This is a genomic window from Pseudomonas sp. LS44 (assembly GCF_024730785.1).
GTDB lineage: Bacteria > Pseudomonadota > Gammaproteobacteria > Pseudomonadales > Pseudomonadaceae > Aquipseudomonas.
In genome coordinates, this window is the sequence record NZ_CP102830.1 from 4,055,316 (window position 1) to 4,079,081 (window position 23,766).

The following is a 23,766-nucleotide window of genomic DNA, read 5'->3' on the forward strand; positions in this document are numbered from 1 at the left end:
GGCGACTCCTTATGGGTTGCCGGCAATGTGGTTGGCGGCGATGTAGCCGAAGGTCATGGCCGGGCCGAGGGTGCCGCCGGCGCCCGGATAGCTGGTGCCCATCACCGACGCCGAGCAGTTGCCGATGGCATACAGGCCGGCAATCGGTTGACCATCTTCACTCACCACCTGGGCGTGTTCGTTGGTCAACAGGCCACCCTTGGTGCCGATATCGCCGGCGTCCAGGCGCATGGCGTAATACGGCCCCTTCTTCAAGGGCGCCAGGCACGGGTTGGGTTTGACATTGCTGTCGCCGTAGTAGCGGTCGAACACGTTGCCGCCGCGGCCGAACTCCACATCGACCCCGGTGCGGGCGTATTCATTGACGGTCTGCACGGTGCTCTCCAGCCCAGCGGCATCGACGCCGATCTGCCCGGCCAGTTCCGCCAGGCTGTCGGCCTTCCAGTACACGCTGTTGAGCCAGGCCTTGCGCAGGCGGCTGTCGGGCGCCACCTGCGCCGGCATCAACGGGCCCATGGCGTAGTGGAAACGGAAATGCCCATCGAAGATCACCCAGGCCGGGGTCGACTTGCCGCCGCTGCTCTGGTTGTCGCGGTACATGGCGTCGACGAACTCCAGGTACGGCGCGGCTTCGTTGACGAAGCGCCGACCCAGGCCGTTGACCACGATGGCGCCGGGGAAGGCGCGCTCGGCGAAGATTCCGCGCGGCTTATCCTCGCCCGGCACGGCGATGGTCGGTGCCCACCAGGCCCAGTCCAGCAGCGACGTCGCGGCGCCCAGTGCCATGCCGGCTTCCAGCGCCGCACCGGTGTTGTTGCCCGGCGGCGTGGCGCTCCACTCGCGACGGGTCGGCTGCGGCAAGTACTTCTCGCGCAGTTCTTGATTCTGTTCGAAGCCGCCGGAGCCGAAAATCACCCCACGGCGGGCGTGCAGTTCCAGCTCCTGGCCGCCCTGCTGCACCCGCACGCCAGTGACCCGGCCCTGTTCGGTGAGCAGCTCACGGAAATCGGTGTTCAGCCACAGCGGCACGTTGCGGTCCATCAGGGAGCGGCGCAGCGAGGCCACCAGCGAGCTGCCCAGGGAGGCACGGCGGTCGATCTTGCTCTTGCGCCGCCACTTGAAGTCCAGCTTGTAGCGCACCATCAACCCGACAATCAGCAGGCGCCAGCCGAACTCGCGGGACATGACCTTGTGCGCATGCCGGGCGGTCCAGGCGATGCAGCCCATCAACAGGGTCGAAGGCGAAGGCTTGCGCAGGTTGTCCAGTTCATCGCCGAGCAGGCTGGTGTCGAACAGCTCGGGGTCCAGCGAGCGGCCGCCCGGCAGCGAGCCCGGCAGCTGCTGGTAATAGTCCGGATACTTTTCCGCCACGGCATAACGCACCCGGCTGTTGTCTTCCAGCGCGCGAATCATCTGCGGAGCGTTGTTCAGGTAGGCCCGCAGACGCACTTCATCGCCGTGCTCGCCGGTCGCGGCCTTGAGGTACTGCAGGGCCAGATCGAAACTGTCCTTGCCGCCCTTCTCGGCGAAATAGTGGTTATTGGGAATCCAGATACCACCGCCGGAAATCGCCGAGGTACCGCCGTATTTGTCGCTTTTTTCGACAATCAGCACGGAAAGACCCTGATCGGCGGCGAATAGCGCCGAAGTCATCGCACCTGCGCCGGAGCCGACGACGATCACGTCGTAGCTGGTCTGAGACTGAACTTGAGCCGTCATTGTTGTTATGCCATTAGCTGTGATCAGAGAGCTCCCGGCACGCAGGCCGGGGATTCAGGTGTCGGGCCGACCGCAGCTGCAGGCCGGCCCGGGTCACCATCACACGTAAGGATCCGGGTTGGGCAGGCCCAATTGCACCGCGCCGAGGCTGCGGCTGTAGGCCATGTAGTTGTTGGCGATGTGCCCGCGCGCCTGGTGCAGGTCGCGGAACAGTCGCGCTACCGGATTGGTGTTGTACAGGCCGGAGGCCGCCATGCAGCGCAGCAGTTCGTTGACCTTCTCGGCACAGACGTTGGTCACATAGGACGACTGGTAGCGATACAGCAGACGGGTTTCCACATCCGGATATTCCCCGGCCTTGGCCAGTTCGAGCAGGTGCGCGTAGTTGCGGTCGAGCACCAGACGCAGGCTGTCGACGATGATCGACGCCTCCGCCACGGTGGTTTGCGCCACCGGATCGTCGGCGGTCTTGATGCCGTGCTTGCCGATGTGCGCCGCCGCGTTGGCGCAGAACTCGTTGATCGCCCCCTGCAGCGCGCCGATGGCCGACGTGGACACCGCGCGGGAGAACACCTGGGCGAACGGAATGGCGTAGATCGGGTTGGTGTTGACCAAGCGCCCCGGCGTCGCCTCGAGGGTGCAGTTGTTGGTGCGCTGCACGCGGTGCGCCGGGACGAAGACGTCTTCGACGATGATGTCGTGGCTGCCGGTGCCGCGCAGGCCCAGCACGTCCCAGTTGTGCTCGATGCGGTAGTCGCTGCGTGGCAGCAGGAAAGTACCGTGCTCGGCAGCCAGCTCGCCTTCTGGCGGAATGATGCCGCCCAGGAAGCACCACTGGCAGTGTTCGCTACCGCTGGAGAAGCCCCAGCGCCCGCTGACGCGGTAGCCACCTTCCACCGGCGTGACCTTGGCCACCGGCATGTAGGTGGAGGAGATCAGAGTCCCGTGATCCGTCCCCCAGACATCGCGCTGCGCCTCGATCGGGTAGCGCGCCAGCTGCCACGGGTGGACGCCCATCACGCCGTAGATCCAGGCGGTGGACATGCAACCCTCGGCGAGGGTCATCTGGATTTCGAAGAAGGTCCGCGGATCGACTTCGTAGCCGCCAAACGCCTTCGGCTGCAAGGCGCGCAGCAGGCCCGCCTCTTGTAATTCGGCAATCGTTTCGTTGGGGACCTTGAAGTCGCGATCGGCTTGCGCCGTGCGGCTCTTGAGTGCCGGCACCATGCGCCGCGCTCGTTCAATCAGTTCGATTTCGTCCCGAGTCTTTTCTCGCATGCTATCCATCCGTCAGTTCTCCCAATCTCGTGCGCGGTTGCGCGGGCCATGATTGATGATCGGACTCGGCGACTTATCGTTCATCGTCAAAGCGGACTAGTGTCCTGAATCAGAAGTTGGCTGTTTAATTTTGGCGCCGTCTTTTGTCGCCAATTCTTAAACGAACTTCAAATTCAGGGCACTAGGACCTGTTCAAGGTCTCTCCGATGACCGCGCCGTGCGGCGCAATGGTGGATAAGCAAAGCGTTATCCACCCTACAAAGTCTGAACGCTGGCGTAGGGTGGAAAACTGCGAAGCATTTTCCACCGCTGGGCAATGCCAAGTGCCGGTCTCACGGGACATTGAACCGGGTTCTTACAGCACGGCGCGCCTGGCCGCCCAGGGCCGCGCCTGCTCCAGCTGCCCGGCCAGACGCAGCAGCAGGTCTTCGGCACCGATCCGCGCGGTAAACATCATGCCGACCGGCAGGCCGTTGTCGCTCCAGCCGAGCGGTAGCGAAATCGCCGGCTGGCCGCTGACGTTGGCCAATACGGTGAAGCCAGCGCTGCCCATGGCCTTCTGTGCATAACTCTCGTAGGGCTGATTGAGGGCCAGCTGGCCCAGCGCCGGGGTCAGGCTGGCGGTGACGGGCGAGAGGATCACGTCGTAGCGCTCGAACTGTTGCTCCATGGTCGCGCTGATCGCCTCGAACGATTGCCGGGCACGGTACAACCCCTCGCCGGTGACTTTCGTCGCATTACTCAGGACCGTGTGGGTGACGATTTCCAGCTCATCGGGGCGCAGCGACCGGCCGAGCGCCTGCTCGCGATCGTGCACCATGGTCAGCACCGCGGCACCCAGGGCCTCACCATGGGCGCCGAACAATTGCCGTGGATCGATCGGCAAACGCAGTTCCTCGACCTCGTGACCGAGGCTGAGCAGCTGCTTCACAGTTTCCTCCAGCACCTTGGCGATGGCCGGATCCAACGGCGCGCCGGTCAGCGACTCGCGGACCAGGGCCACGCGCAGACGCCCCAGCTCTCGTCCCAACTCTTCGACATAAGGGCGCACCAACGGCTGAGCCCAATACGGGCTGCCCGGCTCATGGCCCTGGCCGGCATCGAGAAACAGCGCCGTGTCGCGCACGCTGCGCGACACCACGTTACCGACGCTGGCGCCGAACGAACCCTCGAAGCGCCCGGGGCCGCTGGGGATGCGGTAACGGCTCGGCTTCAGCCCAACCAGCCCGCAATAGGACGCCGGAATCCGGATCGAACCGCCGCCGTCGGTGGCATGGCCCACCGGCACGATGCCCGCCGCCACGGCCGAAGCCGCGCCACCGGAGGAACCGCCGGCACTCATCGCCAGATTCCAGGGGTTGCGGGTCTGGCCCCAGAGCTGCGACTCGGTGGTGGTGGTCAGGCCGAACTCGGGGCTGGCCGTCTTGCCGAAGACGACTGCGCCGGCCGCCTCGTAACGGGCGACCAGGGTGCTGGTGAACTTCGCCGGTGGCGTGTCCTTGAACAGCCGACTGCCATTGCTGGTGACGGTGCCGGTCAAATAGGTACTGAGATCCTTGAGCAGAATCGGCACACCGGCCAATGCGCCCTTGGCCGAAGTGCCTGCGCTGCGGCGCGCCAGCAACAAGGCCCGGGCATAGTCGTCATGGCGCATATTCACCGCGCCGAGCTGCGGATTGACCGCATCGCAGCGCGCCATGGCCGCCGCCAGCAGATCCTCGGCACTGAACTGGCCGGCCTGCAGCCCCTTGGCCATGGCCCAGGCGTCGAGGCCCAGATAGTCGCTGGCCGAGAGCCCGGCGCTGGCCGTGGCATCGGCAAACCGCCCGAACAATCCGGCCCCGAGCGCCACGGCGCCGGCCTTGAGCACCTGGCGGCGCGGCCAGCCAGCTGGCGTGGCAGATTCAGACGAGGCTGCAGCGATCTCGTCGACTGGTGGCATAACACTCTTGTCCATGCTCTGAACTCCGCTTCTTGTGTGATTGTTGGAGGAACAAACAGACTCGGCTCGCGCCTAAATTCACTTAAATATCTATTAAATCAATGTGTTACCAATAGTTCGCGCAAGCTCTCTCCACTGCCCGCTCCGTGCCGGCGCAATGGTGGATAAGCACAGCGTTATCCACCCTACAAAGCCTGAACGTTGGCGTAGGGTGGAAAACTGCGCAGCATTTTCCACCGCTGGGCAATGACCGGTGCCGGTCTCTCGAAACCTTGCACAGGCGCTAAGCGCTCACGCGCTCACCTACGACGCTTTCTCCAGCGCCGATATTGAAGCGTTCGGAAAGCTGTTTCAGGCTCTCGGCCAAGTGCTCCAGGTCAACCGCCGCCGCCGCGCTACGGCCGGCATTGGCCGACAATTCGCCGGTGCCCGTCGATACCCCCTCGACCCGCTGGGCGATCTCACGGGTCGCCTCCACCTGGGCCTTGAGCACCGCGCCGATATCGTCCACCGCGCGGATCACCTGTGCGGTGCCGGTACGGATTTGCGCGACCGAAGCGCCGGCCTTCTGCGCCAGGTTGGCACCGCCCTGCACTCGCGTGACCGCCCGCTCCATACCGACCACCACCTCACGGGTGCCCTCCTGTATCCGCGTCACAGTCGAACTGATCTCGGCAATCGAACTGGCGGTACGCTGCGCCAGCAGGCGCACCTCGTCGGCCACCACGGCGAAACCACGACCCTGCTCGCCGGCGCGGGCCGCCTCGATGGCGGCGTTCAAGGCCAACAAATTGGTCTGCTCGGCCACCGCATTGATGACATTTAGCACGCCGCTGATTTCCCCGGAAAACGCCTCCAGCTCGCGGACATGCTGCGCGGTATCGGTGACCACCGCAGCGATGCCGTGCATCTCCTCGGCCATGTCGCTGATGAAACCCTCGCTCTCGCCGGAGCGGCCGGCGGATTCCTGAGTGATCCGCCGCGAGGCACCGGCATGGTTTTCCACCTCATTGATGGACACCGACAACTGCTCCACCGCGCTAGAAATGCCGCCCACCGCCGCGGCCTGCTCCTGCGCCGCCGACGAGGCGTGCGCGGCCGTTCCCGCCAGTTGCCGCGCCTCGACACTCAGGCGTTGCACCTGCTGGCGCATCTCGGCGATCAACCCATGCAGGTTGTCACGCATCAGGGCGACATCCGCCAGCATGCGCCCGAACTCATCGTTCCCGCTCATCGCGACCTTGTTCGACAGGTCACCACGGGCGATCGCCCGCAAGTTGTCGGAGGCAATGGCGAAGGCCATCTTCAGGCGCCGCAAGGTGGAATACGCGGTTACGCTGCCGGCCAGCGCGCCGAACACCGCCAGCATCAGGTACACCGTCACCGTCAGGCGGTAACGCTGCTGCGCGGCCTGGTAGGCGCGCGCGATACCGTCTTCCTGGAATGCCCGCAGCTTGGCCAGGGCCTTGCTGGCCGCTTCGCCCTCGGGCTCGCCCAGGCGCAGGAAGGACACCACATAGCGCGTGCTGAAGTCGGCGACGCGCATGGTCTCCACCGCCATCTCCAGCTCGCTTAGCCAGGTGGCAAAGTGAGTACTGAAGGCGTCCGCCGCCTGCTTCTCCTCGTCGCCCAGTGGGCGCTGCAGGTACAGCCCCCAGAGACGGGCGATTTCGCCATTATTGGCTTCGATGATGTCCAGGGTGGCACCCACCGGACGGTCGTGAGCCACGACCAGGGGGCCTTCTGGATCGTACTGAAAGGCCAGCAACGCCAGGCGCCGGTTATCGTCCAGACGCTTCTGAATGTCGCCGAAGCTGAGCAACGCAGTCAGGTGCTCGTCGTGAACCGTTCTCAGACTGTCGCGCGCCAGCTGCAGGCCGTACCAGCCGAAACCAACGGCGGCGAAGAACAGCAGACTAGCAAGCAGCGCCCAGAACCACAGGCGCTGGGCAATGGTGATCGTCTTGAACATGGGTGTCGTTCCGTCGCACAGGTAAGCAAGCGAAGGCCCTGGCGCAGGGACGCGCCAGAACCATCACAGTCTGAAGCCTGGTTAGTCGCGGGTGATCTGGGCCACCATCGCCGCCAGGTAGTGCTCACCATAGGGCGGCAACATGCCCCACTCGCGGCGCGGATCATAAGCCGGAGCCTTGAACACGGTGCGCAGGTGGCTGAACTCGATGAAGCCTTCGCGGCCGTGGTAATGCCCCATGCCGGACGCGCCGACACCGCCAAACGGCGCGTCATGCAGGGCCGCGTGCATCATCACGTCGTTGAGGGTGACGCCGCCCGAGAGGGTATGTTCCAGCACGTGGCGCTGCTCCTCGGCATCCTCGCCGAAGTAATACAGGGCCAGCGGACGCGGCCGGGAATTGATATCGGCGATGGCCTGGTCGACCTCGTCATAGGGCAACAGCACCAGCGCCGGGCCGAAGATCTCTTCCTGCATGATCTGGCTGTCACGCGGCGGATCGATCACCACTCGCAGCGGCCGACGACGCTCCTCGGGGTCAGCGGCCAGGGTTTCCGGCAGGCTCAGGATGCGTGCGCCGGCGGCCTGCGCCTGTTGCACATAACCTTCGACCCGCGCCAGATGACGGGCATTGACCACGGCGACCACGTCGGGGTTGCCGGCCACCGCAGGGAATAGTTCGCCGTAGGCGTTACCCAGGGCGCCGAGGAAATCCTCAAGCTGCTCGCGCGGCACATAGACCACGTCCGCGTTGATGCAAATCTGCCCACCATTGGTGGCCTTGGCGATGGCAATGCGCGAGGCCGCGTTGGCCAAGTTGGCGCTGCGCCCAACGATCACCGGCGACTTGCCGCCCAGCTCCAGAGTCAGCGGCACCAGGTTCTCGGCCGCGTTGCGCATCACCGACTTGGCCACCGCGGTGCTGCCGGTGAAGACCAGATGGTCGAACGGCTGTGCGGTAAACGCCTGAGCCAGGTCCGCCTCGCCTGTGACCACGCCGACCTCGAGAGGGTCGAAGGCCTCGGCAAACATCTCGGCCACCAGCCGGGCGGTACGTGGCACCACCTCCGACGGCTTGAGAATCGCCCGGTTGCCGGCCGCCAGGGCGCAAGCCAGGGGGCTGAGCAAGGTATACAAGGGCGCGTTCCAGGTGCCGATGATGCCGACCGTGCCTTTCGGCTGGTGCATCACCCAGGCTTCGGCGCCCATTTGATCGTAGGGGAAGAAGGCGGGGCGCGGCTCATCCTGCATCCAGCCTTCCAGATGGTCACGCGCATGCTTGAGCGATCCCAGCGAGCCCAGCACGTCGTTCATCAGCGAGTAGCCTTGCGGGCGCCCGCCAAAGTCGGCGTCCATCGCTTCGGCCAGGGCCATATGGTGCTGCACGAGCAAGTCGATCACCCGCTGGATACGCGCTTTGCGCTCGGCGGCACTGACCGCGCCTGCCGCGATAAATGCTGCCTTTTGCCCGGCCAACAGGGCCGACAGCCCCTCAACGGATGAAATTGCGCAACTCATTCGTGCCTCCTGAAATATGCATGGGCCAGCAACACAGTCTTTGCCCACCATGGCCAACGACCGACGGCACCCTGGGTGAAACTAGTCCGATATGCCCGAGCGGCGCCTCGTCCAATCGGACGAGTGGCGGGCGGGATTTCCCTGGAGCCTGCTGACTGAAGATTCGTAGGCTGGGTTAGCCACAGGCGTAACCCACCGACCCTGCTGGACACTGATGCTCAGGTCGGCACTGCTGGTGGGTTACGCCGCTACGCGGCTAACCCGCCCTACACAAGTGGTGGCGAACACTTAACAGATACATCGTCATTTTCAACACCGCATGGCCGACGCGCAGCAGATCGAAAGCAGGCTCGCAGGGTGGGTTAGCCGCAGGCGTAACCCACCGACCTGACTGAAGACCGATGCCCAAAGCGCCGCCGCTGGCGGGTTACGCCGCTACGCGGCTAACCCGCCCTACACAAGCGAGGCGCAACACTTAACGGGGCCATGACTATCTTTAACAGCGCCTGGCCGACGTACGGCAGATCGCAACCAGGCTCTTAGTCCACTAAGACGATGCCACGCGCCCAGGGCCTGGGAATACTGCCGTCACGTAAATCCAATCCATGAGGTCAATCATGGCAGTGCAAACCAGTTTCGATCCCCAAGCATTCCGTACCGCACTCGGCACCTTCACCACGGGCGTGACCATCATCACCACCCAGGCCGAAGACGGCTCCCCTGTCGGCATCACCGCCAACAGCTTCAACTCGGTGTCGCTCAACCCGCCGATGGTGCTCTGGAGCCTGGCCAAGAACGCCCGCAGCCTACCCGTGTTCAGCAATGGCCGGCACTGGAACGTGCACGTCTTGTCGACCGAACAGGAAACCCTGTCCGGGCGCTTCGCCAAGCAGGGCGAGGACAAGTTCGCCGAAGTCGAACTCGACACGGGGATCAGCGAGGCGCCTTTATTGCAGGACTGTACGGCACGCTTCCAGTGCCGCACGGCCTTCCAGTACGAGGGCGGCGACCATGTGATCTTCGTCGGCGAAGTGCTCGCGTTCGATCATAGCGATCGCGCGCCGCTGGCCTTCCAGAGCGGCCAATACGCCCTGGCCACGCGCAAGCCGAGAAGCGAACTGCGTCTGGCCACCACTCCGCCACCGCCCGAGTGCAGCTACACCGAGGACTTGCTCGGTTATCTGCTCGGTCGCGCGCACTACCAGATGCTCCATGCCCTGCGCCGCCTGCTGACCAACCAGCAGCTGGACGATCACGCCTTCTTCATCCTCTCGGTGCTGTGCATCCGCGACAACCTGACCCTCGAGGAGCTCAACAGCTTCGTCGAGTACACCGGTCAGGTCGTCAGCCTGGCGAGCATGCGCTTCCTCGAAGGGCAAAAGCTGGTGGCCCGCGAGGTCAACGGCGAGCAGGTGCGCTATGTGCTGACCGCCAATGGCCGTGAGGCTTCGTTGCAGGAGATGGCCCTGGCCAAAGCGGTGGAAGAAGACATCGCCGCCAAGCTCGGTGCCGGCGACGCCCAGGCGCTCAAGGTCTTGCTCAAACGCCTGATCGACGCCTCCGACCCAGGTCTGCCGGACCTCTGGGCGCCGCGCTAAGCAACGCTTAACCACTCGAACAACAAGGACAGCCATGAGCATTCTGCAACGCTTCAACCTGACCGGTAGCGTGGCCATCGTCACCGGCAGCGGCCGTGGCATTGGCCGCGCCATTGCCCTCGCCTATGCCGATGCCGGCGCCGATGTGGTCTGTACCGCCCGCTCCCTGGCGGATGTCGAAGCGGTCGCCGAAGAAGTCCGCAGCCGTGGCCGGCGCGCCTTGGCCCTGAGCTGCGACGTGACCGACAGCGCACAACGCCAGGCCCTGGTCAGCAACGCCCGCGAACAACTCGGCCGAATCACCCACCTGGTCAACAACGCCGGCGGCGGTGGCCCGAACGACCCGCTGAAGATGAGCCCGGAAGAATTCGAGCGGGTCATGAGCTTCAACGTCTCCTCGGCTTACGCCCTGAGCCAGCTGTGCGTGCCGCTGATGCGTGAGGCCGGCAGCGGCAACATCATCAACATCACCTCGGTGGCCGCGCGCTACGCCCAGCGCCACTTCACCTCCTACGGCACGGCCAAGGCGGCGCTGACCCACCTGACGCGCCTGCTGGCCCAGGAATTCGCCCCGCACATCCGCGTCAACGCGGTGTCGCCCGGACCGATCCTGACCGACGCCCTGGCCTCTGTGATGCCCGATGCCATGCGCGTCACCATGGAAACCAACACCCCGCTCAAGCGCCTCGGCGAGCCGGATGACATCGCCGCCGCCGCGCTGTACCTGGCCTCACCCGCCTCGGGCTGGGTCACCGGCAAGATCCTCGAGGTCGATGGCGGCGCCGACTTCAGCGTCTGGCCCAGCTAAGCATTTTTGCCGGGCTCGCCTGCGGGCGGCTCGGCTTTTTATTCACTCCCCACAGAGCGACCCCTCTATGGATGCACACCTGATTGAAGCCCTCGGCGATGAACTGTTCCGCGCCCTGAGCGAACGCCACAGCCTGGCCCCGCTGACCAGCCGTTATCCGGCCATCAGCCTGGACGACGCCTACCGCATCTCCCTGCGCTTCCTGCAACGCCGCGAAGCCCTGGGCGAGCGCGTGATCGGCAAGAAGATCGGCGTCACCAGCCGCGCGGTGCAGGAGATGCTCGACGTGCATCAGCCGGACTTCGGTTTCCTCACCGACCGCATGCAGGTCTTGGACGGCAGTGACGTCAGCTTTGCCGCCTACAACCTGGTGCAGCCCCGCGCCGAAGGCGAGATCGCCTTCATTCTCGGCGAAGACCTGCACGGCCCGGGCATCACCGCCGACGACGTGCTGGCCGCCAGCGAATGGGTGCTGCCGTGCTTCGAGATCGTCGACTCGCGCATCGAGGACTGGCAGATCCGCATCCAGGACACCGTCGCCGATAACGCCTCCTGTGGCGTCTTCGCCCTCGGTCAGCAGCGGGTCAACCCGCGTGAGGTGGACCTGGCCAAAGTCGAGTTGCAGATGTGGAAGAACGGCCAACCGGCCGGCAGCGGCCTGGGCTCGGCGGTGCAGGGCCATCCCTGCGCCGCGGTGGCCTGGCTGGCCAATACCCTCGGCGAGTTCGGCATCCCGTTCCGCAAGGGCGAAATCATTCTGTCCGGCGCCCTGGCGCCCCTGGTGCCGGTCGTCCCCGGCGACGAAATCAGCCTGACCCTGAGCGGCCTGGGCGACTCCCGTCTGCGCTTCGTTTCTTGAGCCACCGGCCTACCTTCCTCTGATCGAGAGCAATGTCATGAGCAAAAAGATCAAATGCGCCCTGATCGGGCCCGGCAATATCGGCACCGATCTGCTCTACAAACTCAAGCGCAGCGAGGTGCTGGAGCCGGTCTGGATGGTGGGCATCGACGCCACTTCCGAAGGCCTGGCCCGCGCCCGTGAACTGGGCCTGAAGACCACCAGCGACGGCGTCGACGGCCTGCTGCCACACGTGCTCGAAGACGGTATCCAGATCGCCTTCGACGCCACCTCGGCCTATGTCCACGCCGAGAACAGCCGCAAGCTCAATGAGCTGGGCGTGCTGATGATCGACCTCACCCCGGCCGCCATCGGCCCGTACTGCGTACCGCCGGTCAACCTCAAGCAGAACCTCAGCCTCGGCGCGATGAACGTCAACATGGTCACCTGCGGTGGCCAAGCCACCATTCCACTGGTGGCGGCCGTCTCCAGTGTGCAGCCGGTGGCCTATGCCGAGATCATCGCCACCGCCGCCTCCAAGTCGGTCGGCCCGGGCACACGCAAGAACATCGACGAGTTCACCCGCACCACCTCGGCGGCAGTCGAGAAAGTCGGCGGGGCGAAAAAAGGCAAGGCGATCATCATCATCAACCCGGCCGAGCCGCCGTTGATCATGCGTGACACCGTGCATTGCCTGACCGAGTCCGAGCCGGACCAGGCCGCCATCAGCGCCGCCATCCTGGCGATGATCGAGCAGGTGCAGAAGTACGTGCCCGGCTACAAGCTGGTCAACGGCCCGGTGTTCGACGGCAACCGCGTGTCAATCTTCATGGAGGTCGAAGGCCTCGGTGACTACCTGCCGAAATACGCCGGCAACCTCGACATCATGACCGCCGCCGCCGCGCGCACCGCCGAGATGTTCGCCGAGGAAATCCTCAAGGGCGACCTGACGCTCAGCGCCAGCGCCCCCCAACCCGCCATCGCCTAAGGAGCACCCCATGGACCTTCACGGTAAGAAAATCACCGTCCACGACATGTGCCTGCGCGACGGCATGCACCCCAAACGCCACCAGATCAGCCTGCAGCAGATGAAAGACATCGCCTGCGGCCTGGACGCCGCCGGCGTCCCGCTGATCGAAGTGACCCACGGCGACGGCCTGGGCGGCAGCTCGGTGAACTACGGCTTCCCCGCGCACACCGACGAGCAATACCTATCGGCGGTGATCCCGCTGATGAAACAGGCCAAGGTCTCGGCCCTGCTGTTGCCGGGCATCGGCACCGTCGATCACCTGCAGATGGCGCATGAGCTGGGGGTCAACACCATCCGTGTCGCCACCCACTGCACCGAGGCGGATGTCTCCGAGCAGCACATCTCCTACGCCCGCAAGCTGGGCATGGACACCGTCGGCTTCCTGATGATGGCCCACATGAACAGCCCGCAAGGCCTGGTCACCCAGGGCAAACTGATGGAGAGCTACGGCGCCAACTGCATCTACATCACCGACTCGGCCGGCTACATGCTGCCCCATGACGTCAGCGCACGGATCGCCGCCCTGCGTGAGGTGCTCAAACCGGAGACCGAGATCGGCTTCCACGGCCACCACAACCTGTCGATGGGCGTCTCCAACTCCATCGCCGCCATCGCCGCCGGGGCCACGCGCATCGACGCCGCCTGCGCGGGCCTGGGTGCCGGTGCCGGCAACACGCCGATGGAAGTGCTGGTGGCGGTCTGCGACCGCATGGGCATCGAAACCGGCGTCAGCGTATTCGGCATTCAGGATGTCGCCGAAGACCTGGTGGTGCCGATCATGGACTTCCCCATCCGCAGCGACCGCGACGCCCTGACCATGGGCTATGCCGGGGTCTACGGTTCGTTCCTGCTGTTCGCCAAGCGCGCGGAGAAGAAGTACGGCGTGTCGGCGCGGGAAATCCTCGTCGAGATGGGCCGCCGCGGCATGGTCGGCGGTCAGGAAGACATGATCGAAGACACCGCCATGACCTTGGCCAAACAGCGCGCCAGCGCTTAAGAGTCGTGCCCGGTTCGAGTCACCTCGAACCGGGCGCCAAGGAATTCCCTATGTCCAGCGCGCAATCCGCGACCGCCGGCTGGCGCAGCCATGGCTTGCTGTGCCTGATTGCCATGGTCTTTGCCGACAACTTCGTCGGGCGGCAGATCCTGGCGGTCATGATCGAGCCGATCAAGCTCGAGTTCGGCGTCGGCGACACGGCAATGGGCTTGATTTCCGGGCTGGCCTTCGCGGCGGTATACGCCGTGCTCGCCCTGCCGGCCGGCCGCCTGGCCGATCGCATGCCGCGCACTCGCCTGCTGGCCATGTCCTGCCTGCTGTGGGCCCTGGCTACCATGGCCTGCGGCCTGGCCGGCAGCTTCCTGGTGCTGGCCGTCGCGCGGATGCTCGTGGCAGTGAGCGAGTCGCCGACCACTTCGGCGTCGATGTCGATCATCGCCGACCTATATCCCCCCCATCGACGCTCGTTCGCCATCAGTTGTTTCACCGCTGCACCGACCTTCTCCGCCATCATCGGCCTGAGTGTCGGCGCCTGGGTGGTCGACAACTATGGTTGGCGCACGGCATTTATTGCCATCGGCCTGCCCGCGCTGCTGTTTTCCAGCCTGCTGGCGTTCATGGTCCGTGAGCCCGCGCGTGGCCGCTGGGATTTGGCCAACGCCCATGCGGCGCACCCGCTGCAAGGCATGGCCAGTGAAGCGGGCAACCTCTGGGCCATGCCCGCCTACCGCTGCCTGATTCTCGCCTGCGGCCTGACCACCCTCAGCTCCTATGCCATCGGCATGTGGAACACCAGCTTTCTGGTGCGCTCCCATGATCTGTCGCTACAACATGCGGGATTGCTGGCCGGGGTGATTTGCGGCACCACCGCCGGTATCGGCGGGCTGTTCAGTGGCTGGCTGAGCGATCATCTGACGCAACGCAATCGCCATTGGCAAATCGGCATTCCGGTAATTGGACACCTGACCGCCATCGCGGCATTGACCGCTTACCTGTTGTGGCCGAGCGCGCTGCTGGTACAGATCGGTAGCGTGCCGGTGCCCAGCGCCATGCTCTGGTGCGCGCTCTACAGCTTCTTCGCCGTATGGTGGGTGGCGCCCTCGTACAATCTGGTGACCCAGTTGGTACCAGCGAATCGGCGCGGCACCGCCATGGCCCTGCAGACCATCGTCTCCACCCTGCTCGGCATCGGCATCGGCCCACTGCTCACCGGCCTGTTCAGCGATGCCTTGCAGCCACTGTTTGGTATCGAGTCGCTGCGCTATGCATTGCTGCTGGTGATTCTGCCGGTTGTCGGCTCGCTGTACTTGCTATATCGCACCTACGAGCTGACGCGTGGTGAGTTACGCAGCCTTCCTGCTTATAGCCACTGACCCTCGCGCACAAGCCCCGCTTGAGCATCTTGCCGGCTGCGACAGCGGCAGACTCGATGCTCTTCGGGCTGCGCAACCCCTCAAAGAAACCAGCGGTATTCGCGCGCGCTGATCTCCTGCATGAACGCCTGATGGTCCTGGCGTTTATTGGCGCAATAGACCATCACGAATTCGTCGCCCAGCCCGGCCCGCACGGCTGGGAAATCCTCCATGGCGCGCACCGCGGCGAGCATGTCCTGGGGGAAGTCGATGCCACTTTGCCGGTCCTGATTGAGCGGTGCGATCGGCGCGCGCGCGGCATCCAGGCCGTGCTCCATGCCGGCCAGGATCGCCGCCAACACCAGATAAGGGTTGGCGTCAGCGCCGGCCAGGCGATGTTCGATCCGCAGGTTGCGCGGGTCGGATTCGGGGATACGGATGCACGCGTCACGGTCTTCGAAGCCCCAGCTGGCGCGACTGGCGGCGTTGACCATGGCGCCATAGCGGCGGAAGGCGTTGTGATTGGCGGCGAAGATCGGCATGCAGTGCGGCAGCCACTCCAGGCAGCCGGCAACCGCATGGCGCAGCGGTCGCTGTTCATCGGCGGCCAGCAGATTGTTGCCGGCCGCATCGTACAGGCTGACGTGCACGTGCATACCGCTGCCCGGTGCCTGCAAATAGGGCTTGCTCATGAAGCTGGCACGATGGCCATGCTTGAGCGCCACACCGCGTGTGCTGCGGCAGAACAATGCGGCCCAATCGGCGGCGCGCAGGCCGTCGTCACAGTGGGCGAAGTTGATTTCGAACTGCCCAGGACCGAGCTCGGCGGTGATCACGTTGGCATCCACGCCCTGCTCGCGGGCCGCGTCGACCGTCTCGTGGAGCACCTCGGAGAAGCGCGACAGCCGCTCGATGTGCATGTTCGGTTGACTGTCTTCATCGCCGCATAGCGAGTCGCGTGGGAACTGCGGCAGGCCGCCTTGCAGGTGGCGATCGAACAGATAGAACTCCAATTCAAAGGCCACCACCGGATGGATGCCGCGCGCCGCCAGCCGTTGCAGCACCCGCGCCAGCACTTCGCGCGGCTCGAACTCGATCGGCGCGGCGGTGCCGTCCGAGGTGATCAGCATCTGGCCGAGCGGCTGGCTTTCCCAGCGCACCGGCTTGAGGGTGCCCGGCACCAGCCGGCGCACGGCATCCGGGTCACCATCGCGAAAGCAGTAGTCGCCAATTTCGTACAAGCCACCTTGGGTACCCAGCAGCACGCAGTTTTGCGGCAATTTCAGCGGGCTGCCGGCGGCGACCTTTTCGAGCATCTCGATGGGGTAACGCTTGCCGTAGAAGTGCCCGGGGATATCCAGGGAAATCAGGTCGACATAACGCACGTCGGGGTGCTCGGTACGGAAGGTCCGCACCTCGCTGAGCAGATCGGGAAACGTATCGGTGCTGGTCATGGTGCTGATCCGGGGGTCAGGTGAAAACCCAAAGTACGCGGGTGGGCTGATCGGTCAGGTTGGCGTAGCGGAACTGCGCGTGCGCCGGTAGCTGGAAGCTGTCGTTGGGCTGCAGGGTCACCGGCGGCTGGTCGCCCAGCCAGAGGGTCAGCTCGCCTGCGAGGACGAAGCCGCCCTGTTCGTCGCTATCGTTCAGGTGCCCTTCGCCGCTGCTGGCGCCGGGCTCCAGATGGCTTTCAAGCATGGAAAAGCCGGCCGACATGCTCGGCGAGAGCAATACGTCGGTAATCCCGGCGCCGTAATACAGCGTGCGACGCTCGTCGGGACGCGTCACCCAGGGCAACGCCCGGGGGCGGCTGAGGCTGTAGAAATAGGTGGTGGGCACGCCGAGCGTCGCGCTGATCGCGGTGAGATCGGCAACCGTCGGCCGCGACAGGCCTCGCTCGACTTGGGAGAGAAAACCCACCGAGCGACCAATGCGCTCGGCCAGCGCACCAAGTGTGATGTTTTTGTGTTTGCGCAGATCGCGGATCAGGATTGCCAATCCTTCGATTTCTTCCTGCATGTCCATCAATACGGTCTCACTTCAGACGCACAACGCTTGCACTGCCATCACCGCGCGGAGCCATCGGTCGTTCGCGGGGTTGGCCAAACTGCTGCTGGCGGAGCAGTGGGATGCCAACGGGGAGCGTGAAGTTCTATTAATTTATTTTCATGAAATATAAACAGAAAAAATTCACGCTGGCAAGCTGCGCCCGAGGCTGGGGATGCCTCACCCGCCGGCTACTCGCTCACTGTTCAGCTCTGCCAAAGCGTGGATGGGTTTTATCGAGGCGAAAAAAAGCCCCGCCGAGGCGGGGCTTTTGCAGACTGAACCTGACTTCCGTTTCCTGACATCCTTGATCCATCCGTCATCCTGACGGCATCCCAGATATCCCTGTTGGTGCTCAGCGCTTCCTGCGCGGGGTCCATGTACAGCAGGATAACTGTGAGCGACGAACGGCAATAGCCGCCAATATGCGGCGAATCTTGTAAGCCTTGGCTTACAAGAAAAGCAAGCGGTTGGTTGGCTCCCCAGAATGCTGGCCACTTGCTAGACTTTGGCTGTCCGACAATCTAACAACAAAGAATTACCAGGTGGTCCCATGCGAGCCGTTGCGATTGCCCTAACTTGTCTGGCGGCGAGTGTCGCCCAGCCGTGTTTCTCAGCCGGTCAAGATCAACTGAAAGACGCCAAAGTTGCCATCGAGCAAGTGTTCTGGCCGAAGCTGTATGGCAAGGGCGGCAACACGCTGTACTGCGATCAGCCGTTCACCGGCGAAAGCAGCCAGTACACCGCCAGCGCGGTATATACCGGCAAGCAGGTCAAATCGGCCCTGCGCTGCATGACGGAAAACCAGTGCCGGGTGGTCAATCCCGCTTTCGACTACCTGCTCGCCGACCTGCACAACCTGTATCCAGAGTTGACCCGCGTCGAGCTGGCGCGGCGCAATGCGCAGTTCGGCGAGGTCGGCGACGACGTGCCGAGCAAGTTCGCCGATATCGGTTGCGACCTCAAGGCGACCTTTCAGTTGATCGAACCGCGCGACGCGGCCAAGGGCGATGTGGCGCGAGCGATCTTCTACATGCACCAGGAATACGGTCTGCCCATCGTTGGCCAGTTGCAGATGTACCAGCGCTGGAACGAGTTGGACCCGCCGGATGCCGCCGAGAAAACCCGCAACGAGCAGATCGAAATGCTCCAGGGCAACCGCAACGCGTTCATCGACAATCCCGAATTGGCCAAGAACCTGAAACAGGATTAATAGGTTCGCTGCAGACGCTTCAGCGCGCATAAAAAAGCCCCGCATCAGCGGGGCTTTTTGCATCACGGCACCGTTAGCAGTCCGTTGAAAAACTACTGCGCTCGGCTATACCGCGTTGAAATCAGGCTAAAAATGCTCATTTACCGCTCGTAAACTGCGCTTTTTCGCCTGATTTCGCCTTGTCTAGCCTTCGCTCGCTACGTTTTTCAACGGCCTGCTAGAACTGGTTGGCGTCGAGCAGGAACAGCGACTCGCTGCCGGCCTTGACCGAGGCGGTCAGCGAGTGGATACGCGGCAGCAGGCGGGCGAAGAAGAAGCGCGCGGTGCCCAGCTTGCTGACGTAGAACTCGCCCTGATCCTGCTTGGCCAGCGCGGCCCGTGCCATCAACGCCCACATGTAGGCGTAGGCGGTGTAGCCGAACACCTGCAGGTACTCGACCGAGGCGGCGCCGATTTCGTTCGGGTTGGCCTTGGCGCGTTCCAGCAGGTCGGCGGTCATCTGCTCGAGGTTGGCGATTGCCTGTTTCAGCGGCTCGACGAACTCAGCCAAGGAGGCATCGGCCGAATCGGTGAAGGCTTTGATCTCGTCGGCAAAGTGCTTGTAGAACGCCCCGCCGCTACCGACCACTTTGCGGCCGACCAGATCGAGCGACTGGATGCCGTTGGTGCCTTCGTAGATCTGCGTGATGCGGCAGTCGCGCACCAGCTGCTCCTGGCCCCACTCGCGGATGAAACCATGGCCGCCGAAAATCTGCTGGCCGTGCACGGTGGTTTCCAGCGCCATGTCGGTGAGGAACGCCTTGGCCACCGGCGTCAGCAGGGCGACCAGCTCTTCGGCGCGCTTGCGAGTAGCGGCGTCTTCGCTGTACTTGGCGGTATCCAGTTGCATGGCCACATAGCTGGAGAAGGCGCGGCCGCCTTCGTTCAGCGCTTTCATGGTCAGCAACATGCGGCGCACGTCCGGGTGCACGATGATCGGGTCGGCGGCTTTGTCCTTGGCCACCGGGCCGGTCGGCGCGCGGCTCTGGATGCGATCACGGGCGTATTCGATGGCGCTCTGGTAGGAACGCTCGCCGAGCGCCAGACCCTGAATGCCGACGCCCAGACGCTCGTAATTCATCATGGTGAACATCGCCGCGAGGCCTTTGTTCGGCGCATCGACGATCCAGCCGGTGGCGCCGTCGAAGTTCATCACGCAAGTCGACGAGGCCTTGATGCCCATCTTGTGCTCGATCGAGCCGCAAGCCACGGCGTTACGCTCGCCCAGCGAACCGTCGACGTTGACCATGAACTTCGGCACCAGGAACAGCGAAATGCCTTTCGGCCCAGCCGGCGCGTCGGGCAGCTTGGCCAGCACCAGGTGGATGATGTTCTCGGCCAGATCGTGCTCGCCGCCGGTGATGAAGATCTTCGTGCCGCTGACCTTGTAGCTGCCGTCGGCCTGCGGTTCGGCCTTGGTGCGAATGATGCCGAGGTCGGTGCCGGCATGCGCTTCGGTCAGGCACATGGAGCCGGACCAGACGCCGGCATACATGTTCGGCAGGTACTTTTCCTTCAGCTCTTCGCTGGCGTGGGCGTTGATCGACAAGCACGCGCCGGCGGTCAGCATTGGATACAGACCGAACGACAGGTTGGCCGAGTTGACCATTTCCTCGACCTGCGCGGAGATCACCTTGGGCATGCCCATGCCGCCGAACGCCGGGTCGCCGCCGACGCCGACCCAACCGCCCTCGGCGTAGGTCTGGTAGGCCGCCGGGAAACCTTGCGGGGTGGTCACCACGCCGTCGTTCCAGCTGCAGCCTTCTTCGTCACCGCTGCGATTCAGCGGGGCGATCACCCCGCCGGTGACTTTGCCGGCTTCTTCGAGAATCGCCGCCGCCGTTTCTTCGTCGACCACCTCGGCCAGACCCGGCAGCTGGGCCCAAAGCTTGGAAACCTCGAAGACTTCGTTGAGAACAAAGCGCATATCGCGCAGGGGTGCTTTGTAGTCAGCCATGATGATTCCTCAAGCGTTGCGACGGGGCCTTGCGGGCAGGAATGAAACGAGGCTGCCGAGTTTACTTAACAACTTTTACGGGACATAGAGTCGTGTCATGACCACTCAGTCACCGCTAAATACGCCGGCCCAAGAACGCAAAAACCCGCCTAAAGGCGGGCTTTTGCGACGCTTCTACCGTTGATCAGGCGCTGAAATGCGCAGCCGACAGGCGCATCAACACCTCGCTGCCAGCGTCCGCTGCCGCCAGGTGCGCACCGGCGCGCGGCAACAGGCGCTTGAAGTAGAACTCGGCGGTGGCCAGCTTGGCCTCGTAGAACGCCGGTTCGCCGCTGCCGGCCTCGAGCTTGGCCTGGGCGACCGCGGCCATGCGCAGCCACAGGTAAGCCAGGGTGACGTAGCCGGAATACATCAGGTAGTCCACCGAAGCCGCGCCCACCTCGTCCGGGTTTTTCATCGCCGCCATGCCGATGCGCGTGGTCAGCTCGCCCCACTGCTGGTTGAGGCGCGCCAGCTCGGCGACCTGGGTCTTGAGCTGCGGATACTCAACCTGCGCCTGGCAGAACTTGTGGACGATCTTGGTGAAGCTGCGCAGCGCCTTGCCCTGGCTGCCAAGCACCTTGCGGCCGAGCAGGTCGAGGGCCTGGATGCCGTTGGTGCCTTCATAAATCGGTGCGATGCGGCAGTCACGCATCAGCTGCTCCATGCCCCACTCGCGGATGTAGCCGTGGCCGCCGAACACCTGCATGCCGAGGCTGGTCACCTCGAGGCCGGTGTCGGTCATGAAGGCCTTGCAGATCGGCGTGAGGAAGGCCAACAGCCCCTCGGCCTCGGCGACCTGTTCGGCATCCGGGCTGTGCAGCAGGTCGAGCAGTTGCGCGGTGAAGTAGGCCAGCGCGCGGTTGCCCTCGTTGAACGCCTTCATGGTCAACAGCATGCGGCGCACGTCCGGGTGGACGATGATCGGGTCGGCCGGTTTGTCCGGCGCCTTCGGCCCGGTCAGTGCGCGCATCTGCAGACGGTCGTTGGCGTAGCGCACGGCGCCCTGGTAGCTCGCCTCGCCGTTGCACAGGCCCTGCATGCCGGTGCCCAGGCGCGCGTGGTTCATCATGGTGAACATGCAGTTGAGGCCCTTGTTGGCCTCGCCAATCATGAAGCCCTTGGCGCTGTCGAAGTTCATCACGCAGGTGGCCGAAGCCTTGATACCCATCTTGTGTTCGATCGAGCCGCACGCCACAGCGTTGCGCTCACCTGCGTCACCGGCGGCGTTGGGCAGAAACTTCGGCACGATGAACAGCGAGATGCCCTTGGTGCCGGCCGGCGCGTCCGGCAGCTTGGCGAGCACCAGGTGGATGATGTTCTCGCTCATGTCGTGCTCGCCGGCGGAGATGAAGATCTTCGTCCCGGATACTGCGTAGCTGCCGTCTGCCTGCGGCACCGCGCGGGTCTTGATGATGCCGAGGTCGGTGCCGCAATGCGGCTCCGTCAGGCACATGGTGCCGGTCCAGGTGCCCGCGGTGAGCTTGGTCAGGTAGGTGTCTTTCTGCTCGGCGCTGCCGTGGGCGTGGATCGCCGACATCGCGCCGTGAGTCAGCCCCGGGTACATGCCCCAGGAGGTATTGGCGGTGCCGACCATCTCGGCGATCACCAGGCCCAGCGAATGCGGCAGGCCCTGGCCGCCGTAGGCCGGGTCGGCGGCCAGGCCGTTCCAGCCGCCTTCGACGTACTGGGCGAAGGCTTCCTTGAAGCCCTTGGGCGTGGTCACCACGCCGTCGTTCCAGACAGCACCTTCCTCGTCACCGGAACGGTTCAGCGGCGCGAGCACCTGTTCGCAGAATTTGGCGCCCTCTTCGAGGATCGCGTTGACCATATCCGGGGTCGCGTCGTTGGCGCCGACGGCGGTGTAGGTGGAGGAGAAATCGAACACTTCATCGAACAGAAAGCGCATGTCGCGCAGCGGGGCTTTGTACTCAGGCATGACAGTTCTCCATCGGCAGGTCGGCCGAGCGCGGCGGGAAAACTGCAGGCTACTGCCGATGGCGCGGAGCGACAATTACACTGGGCCGGCTGAATAGGGCTCTATCAGCGAGTGACAGTGGCGGCGCCCGATTGGCGTTCGCGCACCGCGCCGCGACGCTGCTGGCCATGCGCGCGCACGCAATTGCGGCCGGCCGCCTTGGCCGCATAAAGCGCCTTGTCGGCGGCGCGAATCACCGGTTCAAAGCCGGGCTGCTGATGGCGCTCGGCGACGCCGATGCTGATCGTCACCGACACGCTGGCGGCCTTGCCGGCGCCGCGCCGTTGCCGACCTTGCTGATCGTCGCGCGGCCGCTGGCCCTTGTCGCGCAACTGCAGGGCATAGCCGGCGACCGCCTCACGCACGGCCTCCAGATGCGGCAGGCATTCCTCCAGACTCTTACCGGGGAACAGCAAGGTGAATTCCTCGCCGCCATAGCGGTAGGCAGTGCCGCCACCACCGACCTTGCGCAGCTGACTGGCGACCAGGCGCAGCACCTGATCGCCGATGTCATGGCCGTGGGTATCGTTGAACTGCTTGAAGTGATCGACATCCGCCATGGCGATCACATAGCTGCGCCCGAGGCGCTGCAAGCGCTCGTTCAAGGCGCGGCGTCCCGGCAAGCCGGTCAGCTCGTCGCGATAGGCCATCTGATAGGCCTCATGCACCACGGCCGCGACCAGCATGAGCATCACCTGACTGCTCATGATGTTCAGCGCGAACGGCAGGCTGAAGGTCTTTGGCAGCATCCACAGCAAGCCGAACAACCCCAGCAATTGCGCCGCATGCAGCGGCCGCGGGTGGCGCAGGTACTGGACCACCAGCAAGCCGAAGGCGAGCAGAAACAGGCCGTAGGCGGGTTGGATCAGCGGCATCCAGCTTGCGTGCAACAGCGGCCAGCGAACTTCCGTCAGCCAGCCGAGTAAGGCCTGCGGATAGCGTTGCGCCAAGCCGGCCGCGACACTGCCAAAGGCCAGCAGCACGGCGCCACGGGCGACCAGATCCTGCAACAAGTGCGAGCGCTCCTGCCAGGACGCGTACAGGCCATAGAGCAGCGGCAGGAGCAACGAGCAGAGGTGAAACACCAGCGCCGCGTCCGGTAACGGTTTGCCGTGTTCGCGGAAGTAATCGGCCTGGCTGTCGAGAAAGAAATACGCCAGGTACACCGCGAGGAGCAGGAAGGCTTCGCGCTGGCGGCTGTAGACCAGGCAGAAGGCGCCGCCGAGCAACAACAGCAGGGTCGGCAGTACATTAAACAGCGAGTTGAAGAATTCGCTCAAACCGCCCAGATTCGCTGCCACCAGACCGCCGCCGAGCAGCAGCGCAGAGGGCAGAAAATGGCTGAATTTGAAGGCAGCAGAGGAAGGCACGCGAGCTCCGGACTTAATCGACAGGATAGAAAGCTGGCATTTTGCCTTATCTGCTGACCATTGATTGGGGAA

17 protein-coding genes are annotated in these 23,766 nt (G+C 64.3%); 7 read left to right on the forward strand and 10 right to left on the reverse strand.

Going from position 1 to position 23,766, the window contains the following annotated elements:
- Positions 1-9: 9 nt before the first annotated feature.
- The 5 genes from NVV93_RS18235 to NVV93_RS18255 form a co-directional block, all read right to left on the reverse strand.
- The gene (locus NVV93_RS18235) at positions 10-1,719 is read right to left on the reverse strand and encodes an FAD-dependent oxidoreductase (RefSeq protein WP_258252073.1); all 1,710 of its coding nucleotides are present in this window, start codon (positions 1,717-1,719) and stop codon (positions 10-12) included.
- A gap of 99 nt (positions 1,720-1,818) precedes the next feature.
- Positions 1,819-3,006, reverse strand: a complete 1,188-nt coding sequence (locus tag NVV93_RS18240) for an acyl-CoA dehydrogenase family protein (RefSeq protein WP_258252074.1) — start codon at positions 3,004-3,006, stop codon at positions 1,819-1,821.
- A gap of 346 nt (positions 3,007-3,352) precedes the next feature.
- A complete protein-coding gene (locus NVV93_RS18245; protein ID WP_375162938.1) occupies positions 3,353-4,939 on the reverse strand; it encodes an amidase in 1,587 nt (528 codons plus the stop codon).
- Between the two features lie 283 nt (positions 4,940-5,222).
- On the reverse strand, positions 5,223-6,911 hold the full coding sequence (locus tag NVV93_RS18250) for a methyl-accepting chemotaxis protein (protein ID WP_258252076.1): 1,689 nt from the start codon (positions 6,909-6,911) through the stop codon (positions 5,223-5,225).
- An 81-nt stretch (positions 6,912-6,992) separates the two neighbouring features.
- A complete protein-coding gene (locus tag NVV93_RS18255) occupies positions 6,993-8,429 on the reverse strand; it encodes a coniferyl aldehyde dehydrogenase (protein WP_258252077.1) in 1,437 nt (478 codons plus the stop codon).
- A gap of 617 nt (positions 8,430-9,046) precedes the next feature.
- On the opposite strand from NVV93_RS18255, the gene NVV93_RS18260 reads away from it, so the two are divergent.
- The 6 genes from NVV93_RS18260 to NVV93_RS18285 all read left to right on the forward strand — a co-directional run bounded on the left by NVV93_RS18260 (position 9,047) and on the right by NVV93_RS18285 (position 15,073).
- On the forward strand, positions 9,047-10,027 hold the full coding sequence (locus NVV93_RS18260) for a flavin reductase (RefSeq protein WP_258252078.1): 981 nt from the start codon (positions 9,047-9,049) through the stop codon (positions 10,025-10,027).
- A 34-nt stretch (positions 10,028-10,061) separates the two neighbouring features.
- Complete coding sequence (locus NVV93_RS18265; RefSeq protein WP_258252079.1) at positions 10,062-10,835, forward strand: glucose 1-dehydrogenase; 774 nt, start codon at positions 10,062-10,064, stop codon at positions 10,833-10,835.
- Between the two features lie 67 nt (positions 10,836-10,902).
- Positions 10,903-11,694, forward strand: a complete 792-nt coding sequence (locus NVV93_RS18270) for a fumarylacetoacetate hydrolase family protein (RefSeq protein WP_258252080.1) — start codon at positions 10,903-10,905, stop codon at positions 11,692-11,694.
- A 37-nt stretch (positions 11,695-11,731) separates the two neighbouring features.
- On the forward strand, positions 11,732-12,661 hold the full coding sequence (locus NVV93_RS18275) for an acetaldehyde dehydrogenase (acetylating) (protein WP_258252081.1): 930 nt from the start codon (positions 11,732-11,734) through the stop codon (positions 12,659-12,661).
- A gap of 10 nt (positions 12,662-12,671) precedes the next feature.
- Positions 12,672-13,700 (forward strand): 4-hydroxy-2-oxovalerate aldolase, encoded by a 1,029-nt coding sequence (dmpG, locus tag NVV93_RS18280; protein WP_258252082.1) that lies wholly within the window; start codon positions 12,672-12,674, stop codon positions 13,698-13,700.
- A 50-nt stretch (positions 13,701-13,750) separates the two neighbouring features.
- The gene (locus tag NVV93_RS18285) at positions 13,751-15,073 is read left to right on the forward strand and encodes an MFS transporter (RefSeq protein WP_258252083.1); all 1,323 of its coding nucleotides are present in this window, start codon (positions 13,751-13,753) and stop codon (positions 15,071-15,073) included.
- A gap of 80 nt (positions 15,074-15,153) precedes the next feature.
- On the opposite strand, the gene NVV93_RS18290 is transcribed toward NVV93_RS18285, so the two are convergent.
- Both NVV93_RS18290 and NVV93_RS18295 read right to left on the reverse strand, forming a co-directional pair.
- The gene (locus NVV93_RS18290) at positions 15,154-16,506 is read right to left on the reverse strand and encodes a glutamine synthetase family protein (RefSeq protein ID WP_258252084.1); all 1,353 of its coding nucleotides are present in this window, start codon (positions 16,504-16,506) and stop codon (positions 15,154-15,156) included.
- Positions 16,507-16,522: 16 nt separating this feature from the next.
- Positions 16,523-17,077 (reverse strand): helix-turn-helix domain-containing protein, encoded by a 555-nt coding sequence (locus NVV93_RS18295; RefSeq protein ID WP_258252085.1) that lies wholly within the window; start codon positions 17,075-17,077, stop codon positions 16,523-16,525.
- A 574-nt stretch (positions 17,078-17,651) separates the two neighbouring features.
- Between NVV93_RS18295 and NVV93_RS18300 the strand changes: the two genes are divergently transcribed.
- Positions 17,652-18,311, forward strand: coding sequence for an endonuclease (locus NVV93_RS18300; RefSeq protein ID WP_258252087.1), 660 nt, complete (start codon positions 17,652-17,654; stop codon positions 18,309-18,311).
- Positions 18,312-18,528: 217 nt separating this feature from the next.
- Here the strand turns inward: NVV93_RS18300 and NVV93_RS18305 are convergent, their stop codons facing one another.
- The 3 genes from NVV93_RS18305 to NVV93_RS18315 form a co-directional block, all read right to left on the reverse strand.
- Entirely contained in the window at positions 18,529-20,307 is a 1,779-nt protein-coding gene (locus NVV93_RS18305; RefSeq protein WP_258252088.1) for an acyl-CoA dehydrogenase C-terminal domain-containing protein, read from the reverse strand.
- A gap of 184 nt (positions 20,308-20,491) precedes the next feature.
- Entirely contained in the window at positions 20,492-22,285 is a 1,794-nt protein-coding gene (locus tag NVV93_RS18310) for an acyl-CoA dehydrogenase C-terminal domain-containing protein (RefSeq protein ID WP_258252089.1), read from the reverse strand.
- Positions 22,286-22,389: 104 nt separating this feature from the next.
- A complete protein-coding gene (locus NVV93_RS18315) occupies positions 22,390-23,694 on the reverse strand; it encodes a diguanylate cyclase (RefSeq protein WP_258252090.1) in 1,305 nt (434 codons plus the stop codon).
- Positions 23,695-23,766 lie beyond the last annotated feature (72 nt).